Below are 22,338 nucleotides of genomic sequence, written 5' to 3' on the forward strand. Positions count from 1 at the left end.
TGCGGCGGGGAACCGCAGTGCAGTGACCGGCAGCATCCGCATTGATACCACCGCCCCGGCAGCACCGCTGCTGGATGCGGTCAATGCCACTGACCCGAATCAGCGGCACGGCAGAGGCGGGTGCGCGGATCGTGGTGACCTATCCGAACGGCACCACGGCCAGCACCGTGGCAGATGCTGCGGGGAACTGGAGCGTGGCCAACCCGGGCAACCTGAGCGATGGCCAGCAAATCAGCGTGGTGGCCAGCGATGCGGCCGGCAACAGCTCGGCCCCGGCCAGCGCGACGGTTGATGCAGACATCACCGCACCTGAGGTCAGCCTGGATGCGCTGCTGAGCAATGACACCACCCCGGGCCTGAGTGGCACGGTGAATGACCCGACGGCCCGGATTGAAGTCAGCATTAACGGCAGCACCTACCAGGCCATCAACAATGGCGACGGCAGCTGGAGCCTGGCTGACAACATCATCGCGGTCCTGCCGGAAGGCCTGATTAACGTAACCGTGACAGCCACCGATGCGGCGGGGAACCGCAGTGCAGTGACCGGCAGCATCCGCATTGATACCACCGCCCCGGCAGCACCGCTGCTGGATGCGGTCAATGCCACTGACCCGATCAGCGGCACGGCAGAGGCGGGTGCGCGGATCGTGGTGACCTATCCGAACGGCACCACGGCCAGCACCGTAGCAGATGCTGCGGGGAACTGGAGCGTGGCCAACCCGGGCAACCTGAGCGATGGCCAGCAGATCAGCGTGGTGGCCAGCGATGCGGCCGGCAACAGCTCGGCCCCGGCCAGCGCGACGGTTGATGCAGACATCACCGCACCTGAGGTCAGCCTGGATGCACTGCTGAGCAATGACACCACCCCGGGCCTGAGTGGCACGGTAAATGACCCGGCAGCCCGGATTGAAGTCAGCATTAACGGCAGCACCTACCAGGCCATCAACAATGGCGACGGCAGCTGGAGCCTGGCTGACAACATCATCGCGGTCCTGCCGGAAGGCCTGATTAACGTAACCGTAACAGCCACCGATGCGGCGGGGAACCGCAGTGCAGTGACCGGCAGCATCCGCATTGATACCACCGCCCCGGCAGCACCGCTGCTGGATGCGGTCAATGTCACTGACCCGATCAGCGGCACGGCAGAGGCGGGTGCACGGATCGTGGTGACCTATCCGAACGGCACCACGGCCAGCACCGTGGCAGATGCTACGGGGAACTGGAGCGTGGCCAACCCGGGCAACCTGAGCGATGGCCAGCAAATCAGCGTGGTGGCCAGCGATGCGGCCGGCAACAGCTCGGCCCCGGCCAGCGCGACGGTTGATGCAGACATTACAGCTCCAAGTTTAGAATTTATAGTAATCATTAATGCTGATGGCAGCGCGACTCTCAGCGGTACCACCGAACCGGGCACCAGTGTAATCGTACAGGGTCCGGATGGAGCAGCAGTGCCGGTCAATGTGGCACCAGATGGCAGCATCAGTGGCAGCATTGCCGCGCCAGCTCTCGCCGGTAACTACACCGCCACCGCAACCGATATCAATGGCAACACTGCCACCGATACCGCGACTGCAACAGATAGCACGCCACCGGCGGTAGAGCTGAATGTGGTAATCAATGCTGATGGCAGTGCCACTCTCAGCGGTACCACCGAACCGGGCACCAGTGTAATCGTACAGGGTCCGGATGGAGCAGCAGTGCCGGTCAATGTGGCACCAGATGGCAGCATCAGTGGCAGCATTGCCGCGCCGGCTCTTGCCGGTAGCTACAGCGCCACCGCAACCGATATTAATGGCAACACTGCCACCGATACCGCGACTGCAACAGATAGCACGCCACCGGCGGTAGAGCTGAATGTGGTGATCAATACCGATGGCAGTGCCACTCTCAGCGGTACCACCGAACCGGGTGCCAGTGTAACCGTACAGGGTCCGGATGGAGCAGCAGTGCCGGTCACAGTGGCGCCAGATGGCAGCATCAGTGGCAGCATTGCCGCGCCAGCTCTTGCCGGTAACTATACCGCCACCGCGACCGATATTAATGGCAACACTGCCACCGATACCGCGACTGCAACAGATAGCACGCCACCGGCGGTAGAGCTGAATGTGGTGATCAATACCGATGGCAGTGCCACTCTCAGCGGTACCACCGAACCGGGTGCCAGTGTAACGGTACGGGGCCCGGATGGAGCAGCAGTGCCGGTCACTGTGACGCCAGATGGCAGCATCAGTGGCAGCATTGCCGCGCCAGCTCTCGCCGGTAACTATACCGCCACCGCGACCGATATTAATGGCAACACTGCCACCGATACTGCGACTGCAATAGATAATATTGCACCAATTCCTGGAAGCCTGAGTCTGGCAGATTTCTCCGATACAGGCATCAGCCTCTCTGATGGAATCAGTAATGACAATACATTTAATTTGACATTAACGGGTCAGGAAACAGGTTCTACCGTGGTCTACCAGATTTCTGCGGATGGCGGAAATACCTGGGTGGCAACAACAGCCGCACAGACTGGAGTCGCAGATAACACCTATCAATACAGAGCTGTCGTGACTGATGTTAATGGCAACAGCAGTGTCACAGATACAGTTAATGTCACTGTAGATACAGCTGCTCCAGATGCTCCTGAGCTTGATCCGGTTAACGTAACTGATCCGATTAGTGGAACAGCAGAAATTGGGGCTACTGTCACTGTTACCTTCCCAGATGGCACGATCGCTACCGCACTTGCAGATGAAAGTGGCAGCTGGAGTGTAGCTAACCCGGGTGGTCTTGCTAATGGTGATATTATTACTGCAATAGCAACAGATCCTGCAGGGAATGCATCATTATCGGGTAGCGGTACAGTTTCAGCTGATATTACAGCGCCAGTGGTGGTGCTGGATGATAGTTCCAGCAGAGATAATACCCCACCGTTGAGTGGTACGGTTAATGATACTACCGCACGAATCGTGGTTACTCTCAATGGTACTGATTATGAAGCCGTAAATAACGGTGATGGCACCTGGACTTTAGCAGATAATACTTTGCCGGTATTACAGGACGGGACATATAACCTTACTGTAAGAGCCATAGACCAGGCAGGTAATACGGGTACAGATACAGCAACTTTGACTATAGATACTATTACGACAGTAGAGCTGAATGTGGTGATCAATGCCGATGGCAGTGCCACTCTCAGCGGTACCACCGAACCGGGTGCCAGTGTAACGGTACGGGGCCCGGATGGAGCAGCAGTGCCGGTCACTGTGACGCCAGATGGCAGCATCAGTGGCAGCATTGCTGCGCCAGCTCTCACCGGTAACTACACCGCCACCGCGACCGATATTAATGGCAACACTGCCACCGATACCGCGACCGCAACAGATAGCACGCCACCAGCCGTAGAGCTGAATGTGGTGATCAATGCTGATGGCAGTGCCACTCTCAGCGGTACCACCGAACCGGGTGCCAGTGTAACCGTACGGGGCCCGGATGGAGCAGCAGTGCCGGTCACAGTGACGCCAGATGGCAGCATCAGTGGCAGCATTGCCGCGCCAGCTCTCGCCGGTAACTACACCGCCACCGCAACCGATATTAATGGCAACATTGCCACCGATACCGCGACTGCAATAGATAATATTGCACCAATTCCTGGAAGCCTGAGTCTGGCAGATTTCTCCGATACAGGCATCAGCCTCTCTGATGGAATCAGTAATGACAATACATTTAATTTGACATTAACGGGTCAGGAAACAGGTTCTACCGTGGTCTACCAGATTTCTGCGGATGGCGGAAATACCTGGGTGGCAACAACAGCCGCACAGACTGGAGTCGCAGATAACACCTATCAATACAGAGCTGTCGTGACTGATGTTAATGGCAACAGCAGTATAACTAATGCGGTAGGCGTTACTATAGATACTATCACTACGGTTACTGCGCGCTTTGCTTTAGATTCAGATAATGGCAATCCAGATCCGACGACTGTCATTGTGAGTGGCACAGCAGAGGTAGGATCTACTGTTACTTTAACCACAACTACAGGTGTAGCAATTTTAGATAATCTGGGCAATCCTGTTAGTACGATAGTAGGTTCAACCGGCACCTATACATTTAATGTTCCGACAGCTTCCGTAGCGGATAACCAGCTGCTTAGCGTGAATTCTACAGATATTGCCGGAAACGTTGCTACAGACCCAGTAAGAATAGATTTGACACCACCAAATGCCATAGATGATGTCGTAAACCTGGACATTGTAAGTCAGATCACTACAGTCTATCCCGAAGTGACCGATACAGATGTTCAGGTATTGGGTTTATTAGAGTCGGATAATGGCACTGACAATGGTGTGACTGTAATTGTAGGACCTGATCAATTTGGTGTACTCAATATTGAAATAAGCCAAACTGCACTCGCCGCAGTTGCAGATGCCTTCCGGTTAGATATTGTTGATGCAAATGGTAATGTTGTCTATTCTGCAGTAACACAAAACTCGCTATTAGGTGATGTTCTTGGTTTAAATGTCTTAGGTGTAACAGGAGATAATACTTTAACTGCTACAGTCAGAGGCTTGCAACCAGGTACATATCGTGTTGTGGTTCGTAATGACGAGAGTACATTAACTGACTTGCTAGATTCAGATAATAGTGGTGGAGTATCTTTACAAGAGCTTGGAAATTCAGGCGTCATTTTAGGGCCTGAAAATCAGACGCTGGTACTCAATACAGTTTCTAATGCATTAGGTCCAGTTTTAGGGCCAACAGTTACTACGCTGTTATCTCCTGTTTTAACTACATTGAATGGTTTGCCAGTTGATGAGATTATTAATCCATTAGTCACTATTTTGAATAATGTTGCTGCTACCGGATTACTCAATACAGTCTTGAGTTCACTAGCAGATGCTCTTTTAAGTAATACACTTACACTATTGCAAGCTACTGATATTACGACCCAGCTTACCGAAACCGATTTTGCTAATGAAGCCTTAACAGGTGGTAATGTGATTACAGGTGCGGGTAGCAGTAACGGCGGTACAGATGATGCACAGGGAGGTGTAATTACTCAGGTACAAATTGCTGATGGACCTATCGTAGTCATTCCATCAAATGGAAGCAATATTACAGTCGAAGGACTATATGGTGTACTTACCATTAATTCGTCAGGAGCCTATACTTATACAGCTTATGGAGATCCAGCGTCTATAGGCGGTTCTGAAGTATTTACTTATACATTATCTGATGGAAATACAGTAGATACAGCAAAACTTACTATTAACATTGCAGATACTTCTACAACAGCCCCTAGAGTTACTTTAGTTAATGATACGGGTAACAGTAATACTGACCTGATCACCCAAGATGGTCGCATCGCGGTGACCGCAGATCCGGATGTGAACACAGTAGTGGTAAGGTATACATCTGCTTCCGGTACTGGAGTGAACGTCAATGCCGTGTATGACACCGCAACTGGCAGGTGGATTGCTACGCCTCCAGCTGGTTTTGCAGATGGTACTTATAATGTGACGGCTACCGTAACAGACACTACCAATCATGCGAATACCTCTTCTTTAGGTAATATTACTCTAGATACTACACCGCCAGTAGTTACAATCGTAGGTGCAGGCGATAATGTAGGTAATATTCAAGGCAATATTTATTCTGGTGCGATTACTGATGATAATACGCCAACAATCTTTGGCAGGGCAGCGCCGAACAGTACCATTACGCTTATTCAGGACGGTGTAACAATAACTACGCCAATTACTGTAGATGCTAGTGGTAACTGGAGTTATACGCCTGCCACAGCGCTGTCTTCATCTGCGACCGGTGTAAATCATACTTGGCAGGCTAGAGTAACAGATACGGCAGGTAATATTACAACTGCTAACTTTAACTTGAATATTATTGGCCAGGTTGCACCTGTTGCAGCTGTTAACAGTAATGCTCTACTGGGCGTTGTAGGCGCAGATGTAGCAGGTCTGATTGATTTAAATCAGCAACTATTTGCAGCGGCAGATGCAAATGGCGATTTAAGAAGAGTAGAAATTACATTAAATTCTGCAGTATCACTGGGTGGAGAGAATTTTAGCTTCTCAACAGGGTTACGTAATCTGTTTGGTTATAATGTTACTACTCAAAGTAGCACTGTGTTAGGACGTCCAGCTCGTATTACAATTGAAGCTGCACAAGGGCAGGTATTTGATAATCAGGAAATTAATGAATTCTTGGCATCAGTCAAATTATCGGGTGGTTTGCTGGGAGGCATCTTAAATCTGAATTTACTGAATAATTTGAATGTGGTTGCTACAGATAGCCAAGGCTCATCTACCTCATATAGCCGAGGTGAGATCGCAAGTGTAGATCTGTTGGGCGGTCTACTTTCAGGAAGCGCTTCACCGATTGTTGAGGGTAATGCTAATGCCAATATCTTGGGTAATAGCAATAGTACTGTATCTCAGCGCCTCTATGGTTATGATGGAAATGATACGTTAAATGGCGGTTCAGGAAATGATATCCTGCGAGGTGGTAATGGTGATGATACTTTAAATGCAGGGGCAGGTAATGATTATATTAATGGTGGTGCAGGCAATGACACTATTACTGGTGGCTCAGGCGCTGATACTGTAGTGTTTGATTTACTGGTTGCCGCTAATGCAACAGGCGGTAATGGTACTGATACCTGGACAGACTTCCATGTAGGTAATATTCGTACCGATAACCAGGCTGACCGGATTGATGTGTCAGATCTGCTAGGAGGCGAGGTTAATGCTAATAATCTGGGACAATATATCCAGCTAAACTATAATTCAACGTCATCAACTGTAACCTTGTCCATCGACCGGGATGGAACCGGAACTACTTTTATTGCCACTCCATTATTACAGCTGACCAATCAGCCAAGTGCCATTACATTGGATGAACTGTTACAGAATGGCCAAATTATTTTCTAAATATATAAGGTAACAAAAAAGGACCTTCGGGTCCTTTTTTGTCTTTAGTTAAAATTTTTTTAAACTTAAGTAATAGTCTATTTAGAATTTTGAGTTTTCTTATACTTTATAAAGTTATAAATTTTAAGGAGGATATTATTTCTTCTGCACATGAATTATATGGACAGATTTTAGAAGTTATTAGTCTGATTCCTTGTGGTAAAGTTGCAACTTATGGACAGGTTGCGCGTCTTGCCGGGTTGCCAAAACATGCACGATTAGTCGGCTATATACTCAAAAATCTGCCTATAGAAACTGATATTCCATGGCATCGCGTAATTAATAGTCAAGGTAGAATTAGCCTAAGTAAATTAAATACACAAGGTCAAAATATACAGTCCGTTTTATTAATTGAAGAGGGACTGACAGTCATAAATGGAAAGATAAACTTAAAAAAATTTCAGTGGCTACCCTGAATTTCCAAATCAACTTAAGATCCCCAATTCTCTCTGTCTGGAAATTAGCAAGATAAAAATTAATATACAGTCTCTATCAGATGCGGATTAAAATTCATTTAAAAATGCTATTAAAGATGAAACGTTATCTGACTGTAGTCGCCCGCGTATTTTTAATAACTGCTTTTCGTCCATATCATAAAGCTTAAGGGAAAGCAGCTTCTGGATGTCTTCTTGAGAAAAACGGTATTTAATAATTCGTGCAGGTACACCACCGACAACTGCATAAGGTGGAACATCTTTAGTTACTACAGCACCTGTTGCTATTACTGCGCCTTCTCCCAATTTTACACCTTGCATAATCATGGCACGGCTACCAATCCAGCAACCGTCACTAATAATTGTATCTCCTGCTGGCACAAAACTACGGGTATCAAAGGGAAACACTGAAATCCATTCTGTACGGTGTAGCTGATTACCCCCCCATCATAATGACACTTTCAGCACCAAAGCAGACAAAATTACCAATATAAAGCTGATCAATCGGTTTATCTGGGGTAGCAGGTTTATCATGAAGATAACGCACTACACAACGTTCAAACCCTTGATCCCAATAGGCTGAGTAATAACTATAATTGCCTTTAATATGAATATTCGGATTCTTTACTGTCTTCGAGATGAATTCGAACTCACACCAGTGTTTAACCGGAGAGTTGATCAGCTGATCCATAAGAAAAATTAAATACTGAAGAGCAGCAGATTATATCTGAAAAATTTTAAAATTTGAGATGAGCGAAAATAATATTGTCAATAAAAAGCCCCTGATGAAAGGGGCTTCATGTGTATCGTGTTTGACTAAATATATTCAACACTCACAATTTCATATTCTACTTCACCTTGAGGCGTAACAATTTTTGCTTCATCACCTTCGCTTTTGCCTAAAAGTCCGCGTGCAATAGGTGAGTTCACAGAAATTTTATTAATTTTAAAGTCAGCTTCATCATCACCAACGATTTTATAAGTTTTCTGTTCTTCAGTATCAAGATTTTCAATAGTTACTGTTACACCGAAAACTACACGGCCATTCTGCTCAAGATCTTTAATATCGATAACCTGAGCTGCACCCAGTTTACCTTCAATGTCCTGAATACGACCTTCACAGAAACCTTGCTGTTCACGTGCAGCGTGATATTCTGCATTTTCTTTCAAGTCGCCATGTTCACGTGCTTCTGCAATCGCTGCTGTAATACGTGGACGTTCTACAGTTTTAAGCTGGTGTAATTCTTTCTCTAAGGCAGTTTTGCCTTCAGGGGTCATAGGATAACGTTGCATGTTGTCCCTCAAAAGTCAGTGGAAGGATGTAAAATATATAAATAAAAAAAAGCCCGCCACCAAGAAGGTAGCGGGACTTCTTGGAAGCGAATTAACCTTTAGTTAGGTCTTGCAAACGATATACATCCATTGGCAATTTAATTGCTAGAGCTTGGCATACAGCGTCCGCACCATTCAATGTAGTTGTATTATACACTTTACCTTGAAGTGCTGAACGACGGATCGAGAATGAGTCTTCTTGTGCCTTTTTGCCTTCAGTCGTATTAATGACAAGGTGGATTTCACCGTTTTTGATACGGTCCACAATGTTAGGACGACCTTCAGTCACTTTATTCACGCGTTCACATTCAAGACCAGCTTCGCTAATCACTTTAAATGTACCATCAGTCGCAAGAATCTTGAAGCCTAGGTCAATTAATTGTTTCGCAATACCGACAGCACGCGGTTTATCTGAGTCCCGTACAGAGATGAATGCATGTTTCACTTCGCCTTCAGTTGGAAGACCAGGTAAACGTTCATTTGCACCTAGCACTGCTTTATAGAATGCTTCACCAAAAGTTTTACCCACACCCATCACTTCACCTGTCGATTTCATCTCAGGGCCAAGGATCGGGTCAACACCAGGGAATTTGTTGAATGGGAACACGGCTTCTTTTACAGAGAAGTGCTCAGGGATAATCTCAGCCGTGAAGCCTTGTGACTCAAGAGATTGACCTGCCATACAACGTGCAGCGACTTTCGCTAAAGATTCGCCGATACACTTAGAAACGAAAGGCACTGTACGTGATGCACGTGGGTTCACTTCCAGGATGTAAACATCGTCGCCTTTCACCGCAAACTGTACGTTCATTAAACCGATTACGCCAAGCTCTTTCGCCATCGCGATGGTTTGACGGCGCATTTCGTCCTGTACTTCGTTTGATAACGAGTACGGAGGAATAGAACATGCTGAGTCACCTGAGTGAATTCCCGCTTGTTCAATATGCTGCATGATCCCGCCGATCACAACGTCTTTACCGTCAGACACGCAGTCAACGTCAACTTCAATTGCGTCATCCAGGAAGCGGTCAAGCAGAACTGGCGCTTCGTTAGATGCCTGAACCGCATCACGTAAGTAGCGTTTGAGTTCTTCGTCGTTGTATACGATTTCCATCGCACGGCCACCAAGAACGTAAGAAGGACGTACCACAAGCGGGTAGCCGACTTTCGCTGCTTCAGCCATACCTTCTTCAGCAGATTTTACGATACTGTTGTTTGGTTGACGTAGTTGCAGACGTTGAATCATTTGCTGGAAACGTTCACGGTCTTCTGCACGGTCAATCGCGTCAGGTGATGTGCCGATAATTGGCGCACCCGCTTCTTCTAAAGCACGAGCCAATTTAAGCGGCGTTTGACCACCGTATTGTACGATGATGCCTTTAGGCTTCTCTGTACGAACGATTTCAAGTACATCTTCCAAGGTAATCGGTTCGAAGTACAAACGGTCTGATGTGTCATAATCCGTAGAAACAGTCTCAGGGTTGCAGTTCACCATGATGGTTTCATAGCCATCTTCACGCATTGCAAGCGCCGCGTGTACACAGCAGTAATCGAACTCGATCCCTTGACCAATACGGTTAGGTCCACCGCCGATCACCATAATCTTGTCACGGTTCGATGGGTTAGACTCACACTCTTCATCGTAAGTTGAGTACATGTATGCTGTATCCGATTCGAATTCAGCTGCACAGGTATCCACACGTTTGTAAACAGGGGTTACGCCCAGGTTCCAACGGTGTTTACGGAATTGTTTTTGTGAAATACCCATCAAGTTCGCAATGCGCAGGTCCGATAAACCCTTACGTTTGAATGAACGGATGTTGTCCGCGTTCAAGTCACCGAAACCTAAAGTTTTGATCTGGTTTTCAGTGTTGATGATGTCTTCGATCTGGACCAGGAACCAGCGGTCGATATTGGTCGCTGCAAATACTTCGTCTAAAGTGAAACCATGACGGAATGCATCCGCTACATACCAGATACGCTCTGGACCTGGAACTTTAAGTTCCTGAAGAATCTTCTCGCGTGCACCTTCAGTACCCACTTCGATTTTTTCATCAAAACCAGAAGCGCCCACTTCTAATCCACGAAGTGCTTTATTCACAGATTCCTGGAAGTTACGGCCAATGGCCATGACTTCACCGACAGATTTCATCTGAGTTGTTAAAGTCGCGTCAGCTTGCGGGAATTTTTCGAAGTTGAAACGTGGAACTTTGGTGACGACATAGTCAATTGCTGGTTCGAAAGATGCTGGAGTTGTACCACCAGTAATATCATTTTTCAGTTCATCAAGGGTATAGCCAACTGCCAGTTTCGCTGCGATTTTTGCAATCGGGAAACCTGTTGCTTTCGATGCAAGCGCAGAGGAACGTGATACACGCGGGTTCATCTCGATGATCACCATACGACCATCTTTTGGATTGATACCAAACTGAACGTTAGAACCACCTGTTTCAACACCAATTTCACGAAGAACTGCTAAAGATGCATTACGCATCAATTGGTATTCTTTATCAGTCAATGTTTGTGCAGGTGCAACCGTGATCGAGTCACCGGTGTGTACACCCATTGGATCAAAGTTTTCGATCGCACATACGATGATACAGTTGTCGTTTTTGTCACGAACAACTTCCATCTCATACTCTTTCCAGCCAATTAAAGACTCATCGATCAATAACTGTTTAGTCGGAGAAAGGTCAAAACCGCGTTCACAGATTTCAAGGAATTCTTCGCGGTTATAAGCGATACCGCCACCAGAACCACCCATGGTGAATGATGGGCGGATAATCACTGGGAAACCGAAACGAGCTTGAATTTCAAGCGCTTCTTCCATTGACTCTGCAATCGCAGCTTTTGGACACTCAAGACCAATCTTACGCATTGCTTGGTCGAACAGTTTACGGTCTTCTGCTTTTTCGATCGCTTCTTTGGTCGCCCCAATCAATTCAACATTATATTTCTCTAATACACCATTTGCGTCAAGTGCAAGCGCACAGTTCAACGCAGTTTGACCACCCATGGTTGGAAGGACCGCATCCGGACGCTCTTTCTCAATGATCGCGGCAACAGTCTGCCAAGTGATTGGCTCGATGTAAGTAGCATCTGCCATTGCAGGGTCGGTCATAATGGTTGCCGGGTTAGAGTTCACCAAAATAACACGGTAGCCTTCTTCACGCAGCGCTTTACATGCTTGTGCACCTGAATAGTCAAACTCGCATGCCTGACCAATTACAATAGGGCCAGCACCAATAATTAAGATGCTTTTAATATCCGTACGTTTAGGCATTATTTCGCTCCTTAATTACTTCTTAGATGCTTCGATAAGTTCAATGAAATGATCAAACAGCGGTGCGCAATCATGCGGACCAGGACTCGCTTCAGGATGTCCTTGGAAACTGAAAGCCGGTTTATCAGTACGATGAATACCTTGGTTTGTACCATCAAACAGCGAACGGTGAGTTACACGTAACACTTCAGGTAAGGTACTTTCATCTACCGCAAAACCGTGGTTCTGCGAAGTGATCATCACTGTACCATCTTCAATATTCTGTACAGGATGGTTGGCGCCATGGTGACCATGACCCATCTTGAGGGTAGCTGCTCCACTTGCAAGAGCCAGAATTTGATGCCCTAAACAGATACCGAAGACCGGTAGTGTAGTTGTTTCGACAATAGTTTTTACAGCTTTAATTGCATAACCGCATGCAGCCGGGTCACCTGGTCCATTGGACAGGAAAACGCCATCAGGATTAAGTGCCAGTACTTTTTCAACAGGGGTCTGAGCAGGTACAACGGTCAATTTACAGCCGCGATCTGCAAGCATACGCAAGATGTTGGTTTTGACACCATAGTCATATGCTACTACATGATATTTTAATTCAGGCTGGGTAAAGCCTTGACCTAATGCCCATGAGCCTTCGGTCCATTCAAAACCTTCTGGATCACAGCACTCTTTTGCCAGGTCTAGACCTTCAAGACCGCCAAAAGCCCGCGCTTTTTCTAATGCTTCTTCAGCAGTAATATTTTCACCTGCAAGAATACAGCCATTCTGCGCGCCCTTATCCCGCAAGATACGGGTCAGTTTGCGGGTATCAATATCTGCAATCGCAACAACATTATTCTGCTCAAGATATTCACCAAGAGACATATCTGCACGGAAGTTGCTATGTAATAAAGGCAGGTCGCGAATAATCAGGCCATTGGCCCAGACTTTCTGAATACGGCCGGACTCGGCATCTTCAGCATTACAGCCAGTATTGCCAATATGAGGATAAGTTAATGTCACAAGCTGTTGTGCATAACTTGGGTCAGTCAAAATTTCTTGATAGCCAGTCATGGCGGTGTTAAAAACGACTTCACCAGTCGTACAACCCGATGCACCGATAGACTTACCTTTAAAGATAGTTCCGTCTGCAAGGGCTAAAATGGCGGGGATGCTCAAACCAAAGCTCCTGAATTTTAGGCTGTAAAAAAGCGAGTAGACATAAAAAAAGGGTGGCTGTCTAAAAAAAACACGCCCTCCTTTTGGTCTGCTCGCTTGTAACTTAACAGCGTATTGTACGCATGAAGAGTCTAAAAGTCCACGCTAATTATAATGTTTATATCAGATAGGGAGCTTGTAACTTCAAATAAACACAAGCGCAAGCCTTCCATGAGAAAAGAATGAGAGAGCAAGCAAGATTTTTAATAATTGTCAGACAATAAATAGATCATTTTTTATTCAATAAATTAAGATGATTTTATAATTTTCATCAAAGCAGGGAATATTATTATGACTAATTCTTCTCAGAAAGCTAAAAAAGCAGCTCAGCCATTGGCTAAAGAACAAAAGAATGAAGTAATTGAGACTACACCAGTTGTCAACACAGCATCAGAAGCGTTAACACAGCAGGAGCCTGCGCGTGAATCCAACCAGGCGTTATGGGCGCGTTTAGAGTCATTAAAAAGTCAACTAACCTTTTCGGGCCAAGAAATTTCTGAATTAAAAAATCTGGTTAAAAGTGAATTTACTCATCTGGTGGATGAGCTTGCCAAATTAAGCCAAGATTTGAAAGCAGACATCAGCCAGATTTCATTAAAACATAAAGAAAACCTTACCGAGACATTTAAACGCTCTAAAGCAAATGCTGTTGAAGTGTGGAATAAGGTTCAGCGTCATAATTAAGTTGAATAAATAATAAAAAAGTGAGTATAAACTCACTTTTTTAAATTATTACTGGAAGTTTCAAAACTGATGTAGCCAGTCACGCTTATTATGAAAATCTGGTTGCGGGCTACTATGCTGCATAGCGAAATAATGTACTTCTTGTGAAGTCTTAAGTACTGCCGACAAGCCAAGATATAAATCTGACCACTTCAATTCATGGTCTGCCATAAACCGTCCCAGATCCAGACTCACATTTAAACCATAATGTGTCCGCTTGAGCTGATTTAACTCAATATCATAAGCTGGTTTTGGAGGAATATCTTCCGGATAGCGATACTCTTCGAACTGGTAGGCTTGCCAAGCTTCAGAAGGGGAAAGGTTAATTTCCCGATAAAAATCTTGATCTTTTACACCAATGAAAATTTCATAACAGGTATTTTCCCATAGATAGTCACGGCGTGGATTTGATGCGACTTTATCTGGCCAAAGGATTAGCTGGTTTGGGTCACTAATCCAGAAACCGATATTTAAAGAAGCCTGATCTTGCTGTTCAACTGCACCTACCAAGGAAATAGCAGAAAACCTTTTAAAAGGATTAAGTTCGTAACTAGCCATAAGAGAAAATGATCAGCTTGAAAGATGCGCGTGACGAACCAGATTCGACAAATGCTGATTCTGTTTGGCTGCCTTTTTATAAAGCAGAACAATTTTACCAATTTTCTGTACTGCTTGAGCACCAGTAGCTTCTATTAACGCATCAATAACCTGTCCACGTGCTTCACGATCTTCGCCAGCAATCTTCACTTTAATTAGTTCATGATCGTTTAATGCGCGGTTGGTTTCTTCAATCACGCCTTCGGTCAGGCCTTGCCCCCCGATCATTACTACTGGATTAAGAGCATGTCCAATTTGACGTAAACGCTTGCGTTCTTGAATAGAGAGAGCCGCCATGAAATATAACCTAAATTTAAAAACGCCCCAGTATAGCAAAAACCGAATTCAAACACTCTAAAACTCTTAAATTATCGATGAAGCTTATTAAAAATATCCGTTGGGGAGGGCGCTTTAGATACAGATGTATACTGCAAGCTGCACATTTTTCACGTACAATAAAAAAATAGAAGTTATTTCAATATTTAGTAGTTATGGCAACACGCATTACCAACCAGAAGTTATCTAAAAGTAGTCGTGCGTGGATGAGAGAGCATCTGGACGACCCTTTTGTAAAAAAGGCGCAAAAGGAAGGCTATCGTGCACGCGCTGCCTATAAACTTCTTGAGATCCAGGAAAAATATAAGCTCATCAAACCGGGTATGACTGTAGTTGATCTGGGAGCGGCTCCAGGGAGCTGGTCGCAGATAGCGGGTAAACTGGTAGGGGATAAAGGACTGGTAATTGCGTCCGATATTCTTCCGATGGATGCTTTGGCAGATGTCACTTTCTTGCAGGGTGACTTCCGTGAAGAAGAAGTATTCGAAAAATTGTTAAATATTTTAAATGGACGTCAGGTAGACGTTGTAATTTCGGATATGGCCCCCAATACATCTGGTAATAGGGCGGTTGATCAGCCCCGCCAGATATATTTGTGTGAACTTGCTTTAGATTTTGCACAAAAGGTACTCGGACCCAACGGACAGTTTGTGGTAAAAGTATTCCAAGGGGCTGGCTTTGATGAGTTTCGCAAGCAAGTGGTTGATAGTTTTGATGTGTTAAAAACTGTTAAACCCGCCGCGTCACGAGCCCGTTCGAAAGAAGTGTTTTTAATTGGACAAGGCCGTAAAAAAGCGTTGCAATAAACTTTACTTGCCAACCCGTCAAAAATTGTGCATTTTGTACTTTTTTAGACATTGCATGCTGTTTTACAGTTTTTTGTTAGGGTCACCCCAGAAATTTTGGGCATGATCAAATTAGATTGATATGGGAATAAAGCTTTGAGCGATCTCTTCAAGAATGCCGTATTGTGGCTAATAATACTGGGTGTTCTGATCTTGATTTTCAGTAACATCAGTGACCGCAACAAGCCGACTGCGATGAATTATTCCGAATTCGTGGCAGCGGTTAATGCCGGTCAAATTAAGCAAGTCACAATTGATGGCGAGCGTATTAATGGCGAAAAAGTCAACGGTTCAGAGTTTGAAAGCATTCGTCCTGCGGTTCAAGACCCTGAGCTTATGCCGAGCCTTATCAAAAATAATGTTGTCGTTGAGGGTACAGCACCGCAACGTCAAGGTTTATTGATGCAATTACTCATTGCAAGCTTTCCTGTACTTCTAATCATCTTGTTATTCATGTTCTTTATGCGAAATATGGGTGGCGGTGCAGGTGGCAAGAACGGGCCAATGAGCTTTGGTAAGTCCAAAGCAAAAATGTTATCTGAAGACCAGATCAAAGTAACCTTTGCCGATGTGGCGGGCTGTGATGAGGCCAAACAGGAAGTGGTTGAAATTGTCGATTTCTTGAAAGATCCGGCAAAATTTAAGCGTCTAGGCGCAACCATTCCTAAAGGTGTTTTAATGGTAGGCCCGCCGGGTACAGGTAAAACCTTGCTCGCCAAAGCTATTGCCGGTGAAGCAAAAGTACCGTTTTTTAGCATCTCCGGTTCTGACTTTGTTGAAATGTTTGTTGGTGTTGGTGCCTCGCGTGTACGTGACATGTTTGAGCAGGCTAAACGTCATGCACCTTGTATTATTTTCATTGACGAGATTGATGCAGTGGGTCGTCATCGTGGTTCAGGTACAGGTGGCGGACATGATGAACGTGAGCAGACTCTTAACCAAATGCTGGTTGAAATGGATGGTTTTGAAGGAAATGAAGGTATTATCGTAATTGCAGCTACTAACCGTGCTGATGTACTCGATAAAGCCTTGCTTCGTCCAGGTCGTTTTGACCGCCAAGTAATGGTGGGTCTACCAGACATTAAGGGTCGTGAACAGATTCTGAATGTTCATTTAAGAAAACTGCCTTCAACTACCGGTGTAGATGTTAAAGTGTTGGCGCGTGGTACACCTGGCTTTTCGGGTGCCCAACTGGCAAACCTGGTCAATGAGGCAGCTCTTTTTGCGGCACGTCGCAACAAGAACACAGTCGACATGCATGACTTCGAGGATGCAAAAGATAAACTGTATATGGGGCCAGAGCGTAAATCGATGGTTCTTCGTGAAGAAGAGCGTCGTGCTACTGCTTACCATGAGGCAGGACATGCAATCGTTGCTGAGATGCTGCCCGGTACTGATCCGGTCCATAAGGTAACAATTATGCCGCGTGGTTGGGCTTTAGGCGTAACCTGGCAGTTACCAGAGTTTGATCAGACCAGCCATTACAAGGACAAAATGCTGAACGAGATATCTATTTTGTTCGGTGGCCGGATTGCAGAAGAGATCTTTATTCATCAGCAGTCAACGGGTGCATCTAACGACTTTGAACGTGCAACAAAAATGGCACGCGCGATGGTCACCAAATACGGTATGTCTGACAAACTGGGTGTAATGGTCTATGAAGATGATTCACAGCAGTCATTTATGGGCAGTATGAATAGTCGCACTATTTCTGAAGCTACCCAGCAACAAGTCGATCAGGAAGTGCGCCGTATTCTGGATGAGCAATATAAAGTTGCTTGGGATATTCTTGAAGGTAATCAGGATATTGCACATAAAATGGTTAAAGCTCTGATGGAATGGGAAACTATTGATCGTGAGCAGATCCGTGACATTATGGAAGGTCGTGATCCTCAGCCACCTAAAGTTTATGTTGCAGATAATCCGGTTGCAGATCTGGAGCCACCTAAAAATGGTCCGTCTACACCGCCTCCATTGCCAGCAATGAACTAAATACAGTTATTTAGAAAAGAGCCACTTCAAGTGGCTCTTTTTTATTATGTAAAAACAGAAGCATGAAAATAACTTAACACTCAGCCTGAATTTAACTTGTTAAAATGTATCAATCATAAGATCAGGAGAGACCAATGCGGCTAATGCCATTACCTAAACAGACTTTACAATGCAAAGATGTAAGTCTGGATTTAGCTCGCCCGCATATTATGGGGATTTTAAATGTTACTCCTGACTCCTTTAGTGATGGCGGAAAATATAACCATAAAGAGCAAGCTCTCCAGTATGCTTTACAGATGATAAAAGACGGGGCAACTATTATTGATATTGGAGGGGAATCTACCCGGCCAGGCGCTACTCCAGTATCGGTTAAAGAAGAGCTTCAACGTGTACTTCCTGTAGTGGAAGCTTTGGCGCAACATGATGTAATTATATCTGTTGATACCAGTGAGCCTGAGGTAATCCGCCAAGCAGTGAAGAAGGGAGCTCATATCTGGAATGATGTGCGGGCATTGAGTCGCCCAGATGCACTTGCAGTGGCGGCAGAGCTGGATATACCTGTAGTCATCATGCATATGCGTGGTGAGCCTACCACAATGAACCAGCTGGCCAATTACGAAGATGTAGTTGAAGAAGTGCTTCGTGAGTTGACTGTACGAGTTGAGGCAGCCATTGCAGCAGGAGTGCGGGCAGATAATATCATTATTGATCCAGGCTTTGGCTTTGCCAAGAATGCTAGCCATAACCTGAAACTGTTGCAGGATTTCTGGCGGCTTAATGAATTAGGTTATCCGGTTCTATCTGCACTGTCGCGTAAGCGCTTCATTGGTGAGGCCTTGGAGGGCGCAGAGGTAGAAGATCGTATAATTGGCAGTGTCACAGCGCATCTTTTGAGTATACAGCAGGGGGCATCTATCGTAAGGGTACATGATGTGAAGGCTACCAGTGATGCGATTAAAATCTGGTGTGCTACACTGTCTGCCTGATGGTTTCTATATTTGACTGAATCCGGGTTCTTTAGGCTCGGATTTTTATTTTTGAGAATAAGTAATGAATGATGAGTTATTAACTCCTATGTTTGAGGATGAATACTATCCTGATGAGCTGGTATCACGTATTAAACAGTTGCTGCTAAAGTTTTCTGAAAAAATTACAGCAAGTTCTTTGAGTCAGATAGATATATATTCTTCTGCTCAGGAGATCATAGTTCAAATCAATAAAATGAAACCCAAGTTTGAGCAGATGGATTCATCTCTAGATGATGCAGCAGCTGATTATATTGCTGAGGCTATGATGATGGTGGTACAGGAGGCTGGTTATCTGGATATTGATATGGAAGAACTGGTTGCCAATAGGGAGTGGTAAGATAATTTTATTGCAAGGCCTTATAGTTTTTTAAGGACATTCTATAGTTGGCAGTATTGTCCTAAATGTTTTTCTGCAATCCTGTCATCGTTAAATATAATATTTGCTCCACTTAAGGGTATACATCCTTAACTTTTGCCGGAATTATCACTCTTGTTTTCTCATGGTTATTTATTTCCTTAATTATTAAATTTTAAAGCACAGTAGCTGTGACTGAGAGTACAGCACTGTGATATGCGATGATTATCTACTTGATGAGCTATTTTTTAAATAATTCCAGAACTTGTATTTAAAAATGTCTGAATACTCAAGCTACTAAACTGTTGAGGTACAAGAGCAGGAAATCGTAATTTGAATAAACTTGATCATTGTAAAATTTATATTTTTATATTCAAGAAATTACAGGCATAAAAAAACCAGCTTAATGCTGGATTTTTTATTACACCATTTTATTTTAGCTTTAAAATGGTGCCCGGGGCCGGACTCGAACCGGCACGCTTTGTGGGCGGGGGATTTTAAATCCCCTGTGTCTACCTATTTCACCACCCGGGCGTTACACAAGATTGGAGGCGGAGGTCGGAATCGAACCGGCGTACACGGAGTTGCAGTCCGCTGCATGACCACTCTGCCACCCCGCCATCTCTTGGTGATGCACATATTAGCAATCTTTGAAAAAAAAACAATAGGATGTATGGTGAATATGCACATAAAAACAGCAACTAAAATAAAAACGGTTAAATAATCATGTATTATGTGCAAAATTGATTCATATCCACTTGGGAGATGTGCTGTGGCATTGGTTTTAGACGGTCGTACACTGGCGAAACAGATAGAAGCTGACTTGTTACAACGTGTAGAGGCGTTAAAGATAAAAACAGGTCGTACGCCAATTCTGGCAACTATCCTGGTAGGAGATGATGGTGCTTCAGCTACTTATGTACGTATGAAAGGGAATGCCTGTCGTCGTGTTGGTATGGATTCTCTTAAAGTGGAACTACCAAAAGAAACAACTATCGAGCAGTTACTGGCAGAAATTGAAAAGCTAAATGAAAACCCTGATGTACATGGTATTCTGCTTCAGCATCCTGTTCCGGAACAGATTGATGAACGTGCCTGTTTTGATGCCATATCGCTAGAAAAGGATGTAGATGGCGTGACTTGCTTGGGTTTTGGTCGTATGGCAATGGGAGAGGCTGCCTATGGCTCTGCAACACCTGCTGGAATCATGACGATCTTAAAAGAAAATAATATTGAAATTGCAGGTAAACATGCCGTTGTTGTAGGCCGCTCTGCTATTTTGGGCAAGCCAATGGCAATGATGTTGCTTCAGGCTAATGCTACAGTGACGATTTGCCATTCGCGTACACAGAACCTCTCTGAATTTGTTAAACAGGCTGACATCCTTGTAGGGGCTGTTGGAAAAGCCGAGTTTATACAAAAGGAATGGATCAAGCCGGGTGCTGTGGTGGTTGATGCTGGTTTTCATCCGCGTGATGGCGGTGGTGTAGGGGATATTCAACTAGCAGGTATTGAAGAGCTGGCTTCTGCTTATACTCCTGTTCCAGGTGGCGTAGGGCCAATGACAATCACGACTTTAATTCGCCAGACAGTCGAAGCTGCTGAGAAAGCCTTGGCTTGATTTTAAAAGCATTATTAAAAGCTATGTAAATATTAAGTTTGCATGGCTTTTATTTTAATAAAGCTTTTAAAGTTATTTTCATCGCCTGTTTATCCTGATCTTTATTTGAATTAATCGGCTGGTCACTTTATTTCTGTTTTGAAAAAGGCAGAAAAACTATCTGCGGCCTGCGAAACTCGTTAAAAAGTATTAAAAAAATTATAGGGCGCAGAATTATTCTTTTATTATAAACTCTGGCTTTAAACAGTGGGGTATGACTAGAGTGCGTATCATATTAAGCTTTAATAACTTTGAATCGCTTTAATAAAGGTTAAATTTTTGATGAGTTGTACTTTTCAACTGGCTAAGGCTTCTGAGCATCTTCTTCAAGCTTTACATGAGGTTATACCACAGTGTGAACTACAGGTACAGCAATTACCTGAAACCCCTATTTTATTATGGTTAATACCGCCAGTTTTTCCTACTGACCGCCTCGATGATGAGGTTATTCGACGTATCTGGAATGATACGCCTTACTGGATTTTCTGCTGGGCTTCAGGACTTGCTATGGCACAGTGGTTGCTTGCCGAGCCACAGCATGTCAAAGATAAAGTGGTATTGGATTTTGGTGCTGGTTCTGGAGTAGTAGCTATTGCCGCTAAAATGGCAGGTGCCAAGCGCGTAATCTGTTGTGATATCGATCAGGTCAGTCTGGCGGCTTGTCGCGAGAATGCAAAGCTTAATGATGTCGAGCTTGAGTATTTGGATGACTTGTATAAGGCAGAGCAGGTTGATGTGCTATTAGCGGCTGATGTACTTTACGATCAGAGTAACCGCTTCTTTCTGGATGAATTTCTGAAATTCACTTCAACGGTCTGGGTGGCAGATAGTCGGGTAAAAAACTTTAGCCACTCTCGTTACTGCAAAACTGAAGAACGTAGTGCCACCACCTGGCCAGACCTCGATGAAGCTAAAGAATTTCGCAATGTCAGCTTTTATAAGACGTTATAAGTTTAAATAACGTCTGAGCTGATAAAACATAAAATATTACGAACAGGTATAGCGAATGACGCGTAGAATTGCAGGCTTGGCTTCAAGCGCCTGTCGAGTTGCGTAATCTTCACTGTTATTTAAACTTGGGGTATCAGATAAACTGAATAAGGCCCGACTCTGGCCGAGTTGTATACCATAATTGTCCTGCTGGGTAGCAGCAGGATTTGGAATCTCATTGGCGCTTAATACTGAAATTTTATAAGTTTTACCAGTACCTAATACTTGCTGACAAGCCATCTGCAATTTATTTTCATCTATAGACTGGTTGGCACGTAATGCCAAAGTATAGGCAATCGTCGCTGATTGGGCAGACTTGTTCTCGATCTGATAGCCTGTAATACCATTGTACTGGCGAGGGCTAGTCTGGCATGCCGTTATAATAAAACATAATGGTAAAGTAACCAATAAAGTTATTTTCTTCATAATTAGAAAGCCTTTTATCCTTATAGGTTCAAGTATGGCATAGAACTAGCGGAAATAAGCAATCTTAAGGACTGATATGCTTCAGTAAGCTGAAGAAATTTTAAGTAAATGTTAAAGACATCAATTTAATGGGTAAATGATAATAGCAATTTTTCTCTGGTGATTG

Annotated in this window: 15 protein-coding genes, 2 tRNA genes and 1 pseudogene; 9 read left to right on the forward strand and 9 right to left on the reverse strand. The window is 44.8% G+C overall.

All coding sequences use genetic code 11. The features are described 5' to 3' along the window. The first annotated feature begins 83 nt into the window (after positions 1 to 83). Both ACRAD_RS16425 and ACRAD_RS03725 read left to right on the forward strand, forming a co-directional pair. Entirely contained in the window at positions 84 to 6,938 is a 6,855-nt protein-coding gene (locus ACRAD_RS16425; RefSeq protein WP_227548692.1) for an Ig-like domain-containing protein, read from the forward strand. An 89-nt stretch (positions 6,939 to 7,027) separates the two neighbouring features. Next, positions 7,028 to 7,393: an MGMT family protein gene (locus tag ACRAD_RS03725; RefSeq protein WP_051005729.1), complete on the forward strand. Its 366-nt coding sequence runs from the start codon at positions 7,028 to 7,030 to the stop codon at positions 7,391 to 7,393. A gap of 87 nt (positions 7,394 to 7,480) precedes the next feature. Here ACRAD_RS03725 and ACRAD_RS03730 read toward each other — a convergent pair. The 4 genes and pseudogenes from ACRAD_RS03730 to carA form a co-directional block, all read right to left on the reverse strand. Continuing rightward, a pseudogene (locus ACRAD_RS03730) lies at positions 7,481 to 8,102 on the reverse strand (CatB-related O-acetyltransferase). Positions 8,103 to 8,227: 125 nt separating this feature from the next. After that, a complete protein-coding gene (gene greA, locus ACRAD_RS03735) occupies positions 8,228 to 8,704 on the reverse strand; it encodes a transcription elongation factor GreA (RefSeq protein ID WP_005015697.1) in 477 nt (158 codons plus the stop codon). A gap of 91 nt (positions 8,705 to 8,795) precedes the next feature. Further along, positions 8,796 to 12,026, reverse strand: coding sequence for a carbamoyl-phosphate synthase large subunit (carB, locus tag ACRAD_RS03740; protein WP_005025037.1), 3,231 nt, complete (start codon positions 12,024 to 12,026; stop codon positions 8,796 to 8,798). A 15-nt stretch (positions 12,027 to 12,041) separates the two neighbouring features. Continuing rightward, positions 12,042 to 13,181 carry a glutamine-hydrolyzing carbamoyl-phosphate synthase small subunit gene (gene carA, locus ACRAD_RS03745; RefSeq protein WP_005025041.1) on the reverse strand — a complete coding sequence of 380 codons (1,140 nt, stop codon included), beginning with the start codon at positions 13,179 to 13,181 and terminating at the stop codon, positions 12,042 to 12,044. A gap of 330 nt (positions 13,182 to 13,511) precedes the next feature. On the opposite strand from carA, the gene ACRAD_RS03750 reads away from it, so the two are divergent. Next, on the forward strand, positions 13,512 to 13,904 hold the full coding sequence (locus ACRAD_RS03750; RefSeq protein ID WP_005015692.1) for a hypothetical protein: 393 nt from the start codon (positions 13,512 to 13,514) through the stop codon (positions 13,902 to 13,904). A 60-nt stretch (positions 13,905 to 13,964) separates the two neighbouring features. Here ACRAD_RS03750 and ACRAD_RS03755 read toward each other — a convergent pair whose 3' ends face one another. Together ACRAD_RS03755 and yhbY are read right to left on the reverse strand one after the other, a co-directional pair. Beyond that, a complete protein-coding gene (locus tag ACRAD_RS03755) occupies positions 13,965 to 14,501 on the reverse strand; it encodes a DOMON-like domain-containing protein (RefSeq protein ID WP_005025044.1) in 537 nt (178 codons plus the stop codon). Between the two features lie 12 nt (positions 14,502 to 14,513). Further along, positions 14,514 to 14,837, reverse strand: a complete 324-nt coding sequence (gene yhbY / locus ACRAD_RS03760; protein WP_005015688.1) for a ribosome assembly RNA-binding protein YhbY — start codon at positions 14,835 to 14,837, stop codon at positions 14,514 to 14,516. 194 nt (positions 14,838 to 15,031) lie between these two features. On the opposite strand from yhbY, the gene rlmE reads away from it, so the two are divergent. The 4 genes from rlmE to ACRAD_RS03780 all read left to right on the forward strand — a co-directional run bounded on the left by rlmE (position 15,032) and on the right by ACRAD_RS03780 (position 19,078). Beyond that, on the forward strand, positions 15,032 to 15,682 hold the full coding sequence (rlmE, locus tag ACRAD_RS03765) for a 23S rRNA (uridine(2552)-2'-O)-methyltransferase RlmE (protein ID WP_005015686.1): 651 nt from the start codon (positions 15,032 to 15,034) through the stop codon (positions 15,680 to 15,682). Between the two features lie 135 nt (positions 15,683 to 15,817). Further along, a complete protein-coding gene (gene ftsH, locus ACRAD_RS03770) occupies positions 15,818 to 17,713 on the forward strand; it encodes an ATP-dependent zinc metalloprotease FtsH (protein WP_005015684.1) in 1,896 nt (631 codons plus the stop codon). Between the two features lie 134 nt (positions 17,714 to 17,847). Next, the gene (folP, locus tag ACRAD_RS03775; RefSeq protein WP_005025046.1) at positions 17,848 to 18,699 is read left to right on the forward strand and encodes a dihydropteroate synthase; all 852 of its coding nucleotides are present in this window, start codon (positions 17,848 to 17,850) and stop codon (positions 18,697 to 18,699) included. Between the two features lie 64 nt (positions 18,700 to 18,763). Next, positions 18,764 to 19,078 (forward strand): DUF5713 family protein, encoded by a 315-nt coding sequence (locus tag ACRAD_RS03780; RefSeq protein WP_005025048.1) that lies wholly within the window; start codon positions 18,764 to 18,766, stop codon positions 19,076 to 19,078. A 466-nt stretch (positions 19,079 to 19,544) separates the two neighbouring features. Here ACRAD_RS03780 and ACRAD_RS03785 read toward each other — a convergent pair. Together ACRAD_RS03785 and ACRAD_RS03790 are read right to left on the reverse strand one after the other, a co-directional pair. Continuing rightward, a tRNA-Leu gene (locus ACRAD_RS03785) sits at positions 19,545 to 19,630 on the reverse strand. A gap of 12 nt (positions 19,631 to 19,642) precedes the next feature. Further along, a tRNA-Cys gene (locus ACRAD_RS03790) sits at positions 19,643 to 19,716 on the reverse strand. A 152-nt stretch (positions 19,717 to 19,868) separates the two neighbouring features. On the opposite strand from ACRAD_RS03790, the gene folD reads away from it, so the two are divergent. Together folD and ACRAD_RS03800 are read left to right on the forward strand one after the other, a co-directional pair. After that, positions 19,869 to 20,717 (forward strand): bifunctional methylenetetrahydrofolate dehydrogenase/methenyltetrahydrofolate cyclohydrolase FolD, encoded by an 849-nt coding sequence (folD, locus tag ACRAD_RS03795; RefSeq protein WP_005025050.1) that lies wholly within the window; start codon positions 19,869 to 19,871, stop codon positions 20,715 to 20,717. Positions 20,718 to 21,038: 321 nt separating this feature from the next. Continuing rightward, positions 21,039 to 21,707 carry a class I SAM-dependent methyltransferase gene (locus tag ACRAD_RS03800; RefSeq protein WP_005025052.1) on the forward strand — a complete coding sequence of 223 codons (669 nt, stop codon included), beginning with the start codon at positions 21,039 to 21,041 and terminating at the stop codon, positions 21,705 to 21,707. Positions 21,708 to 21,743: 36 nt separating this feature from the next. On the opposite strand, the gene ACRAD_RS03805 is transcribed toward ACRAD_RS03800, so the two are convergent. Further along, on the reverse strand, positions 21,744 to 22,172 hold the full coding sequence (locus tag ACRAD_RS03805) for a hypothetical protein (protein WP_005025054.1): 429 nt from the start codon (positions 22,170 to 22,172) through the stop codon (positions 21,744 to 21,746). Positions 22,173 to 22,338 lie beyond the last annotated feature (166 nt).

The sequence above is a fragment of the Acinetobacter radioresistens DSM 6976 = NBRC 102413 = CIP 103788 genome (genome assembly GCF_006757745.1).
GTDB lineage: Bacteria > Pseudomonadota > Gammaproteobacteria > Pseudomonadales > Moraxellaceae > Acinetobacter > Acinetobacter radioresistens.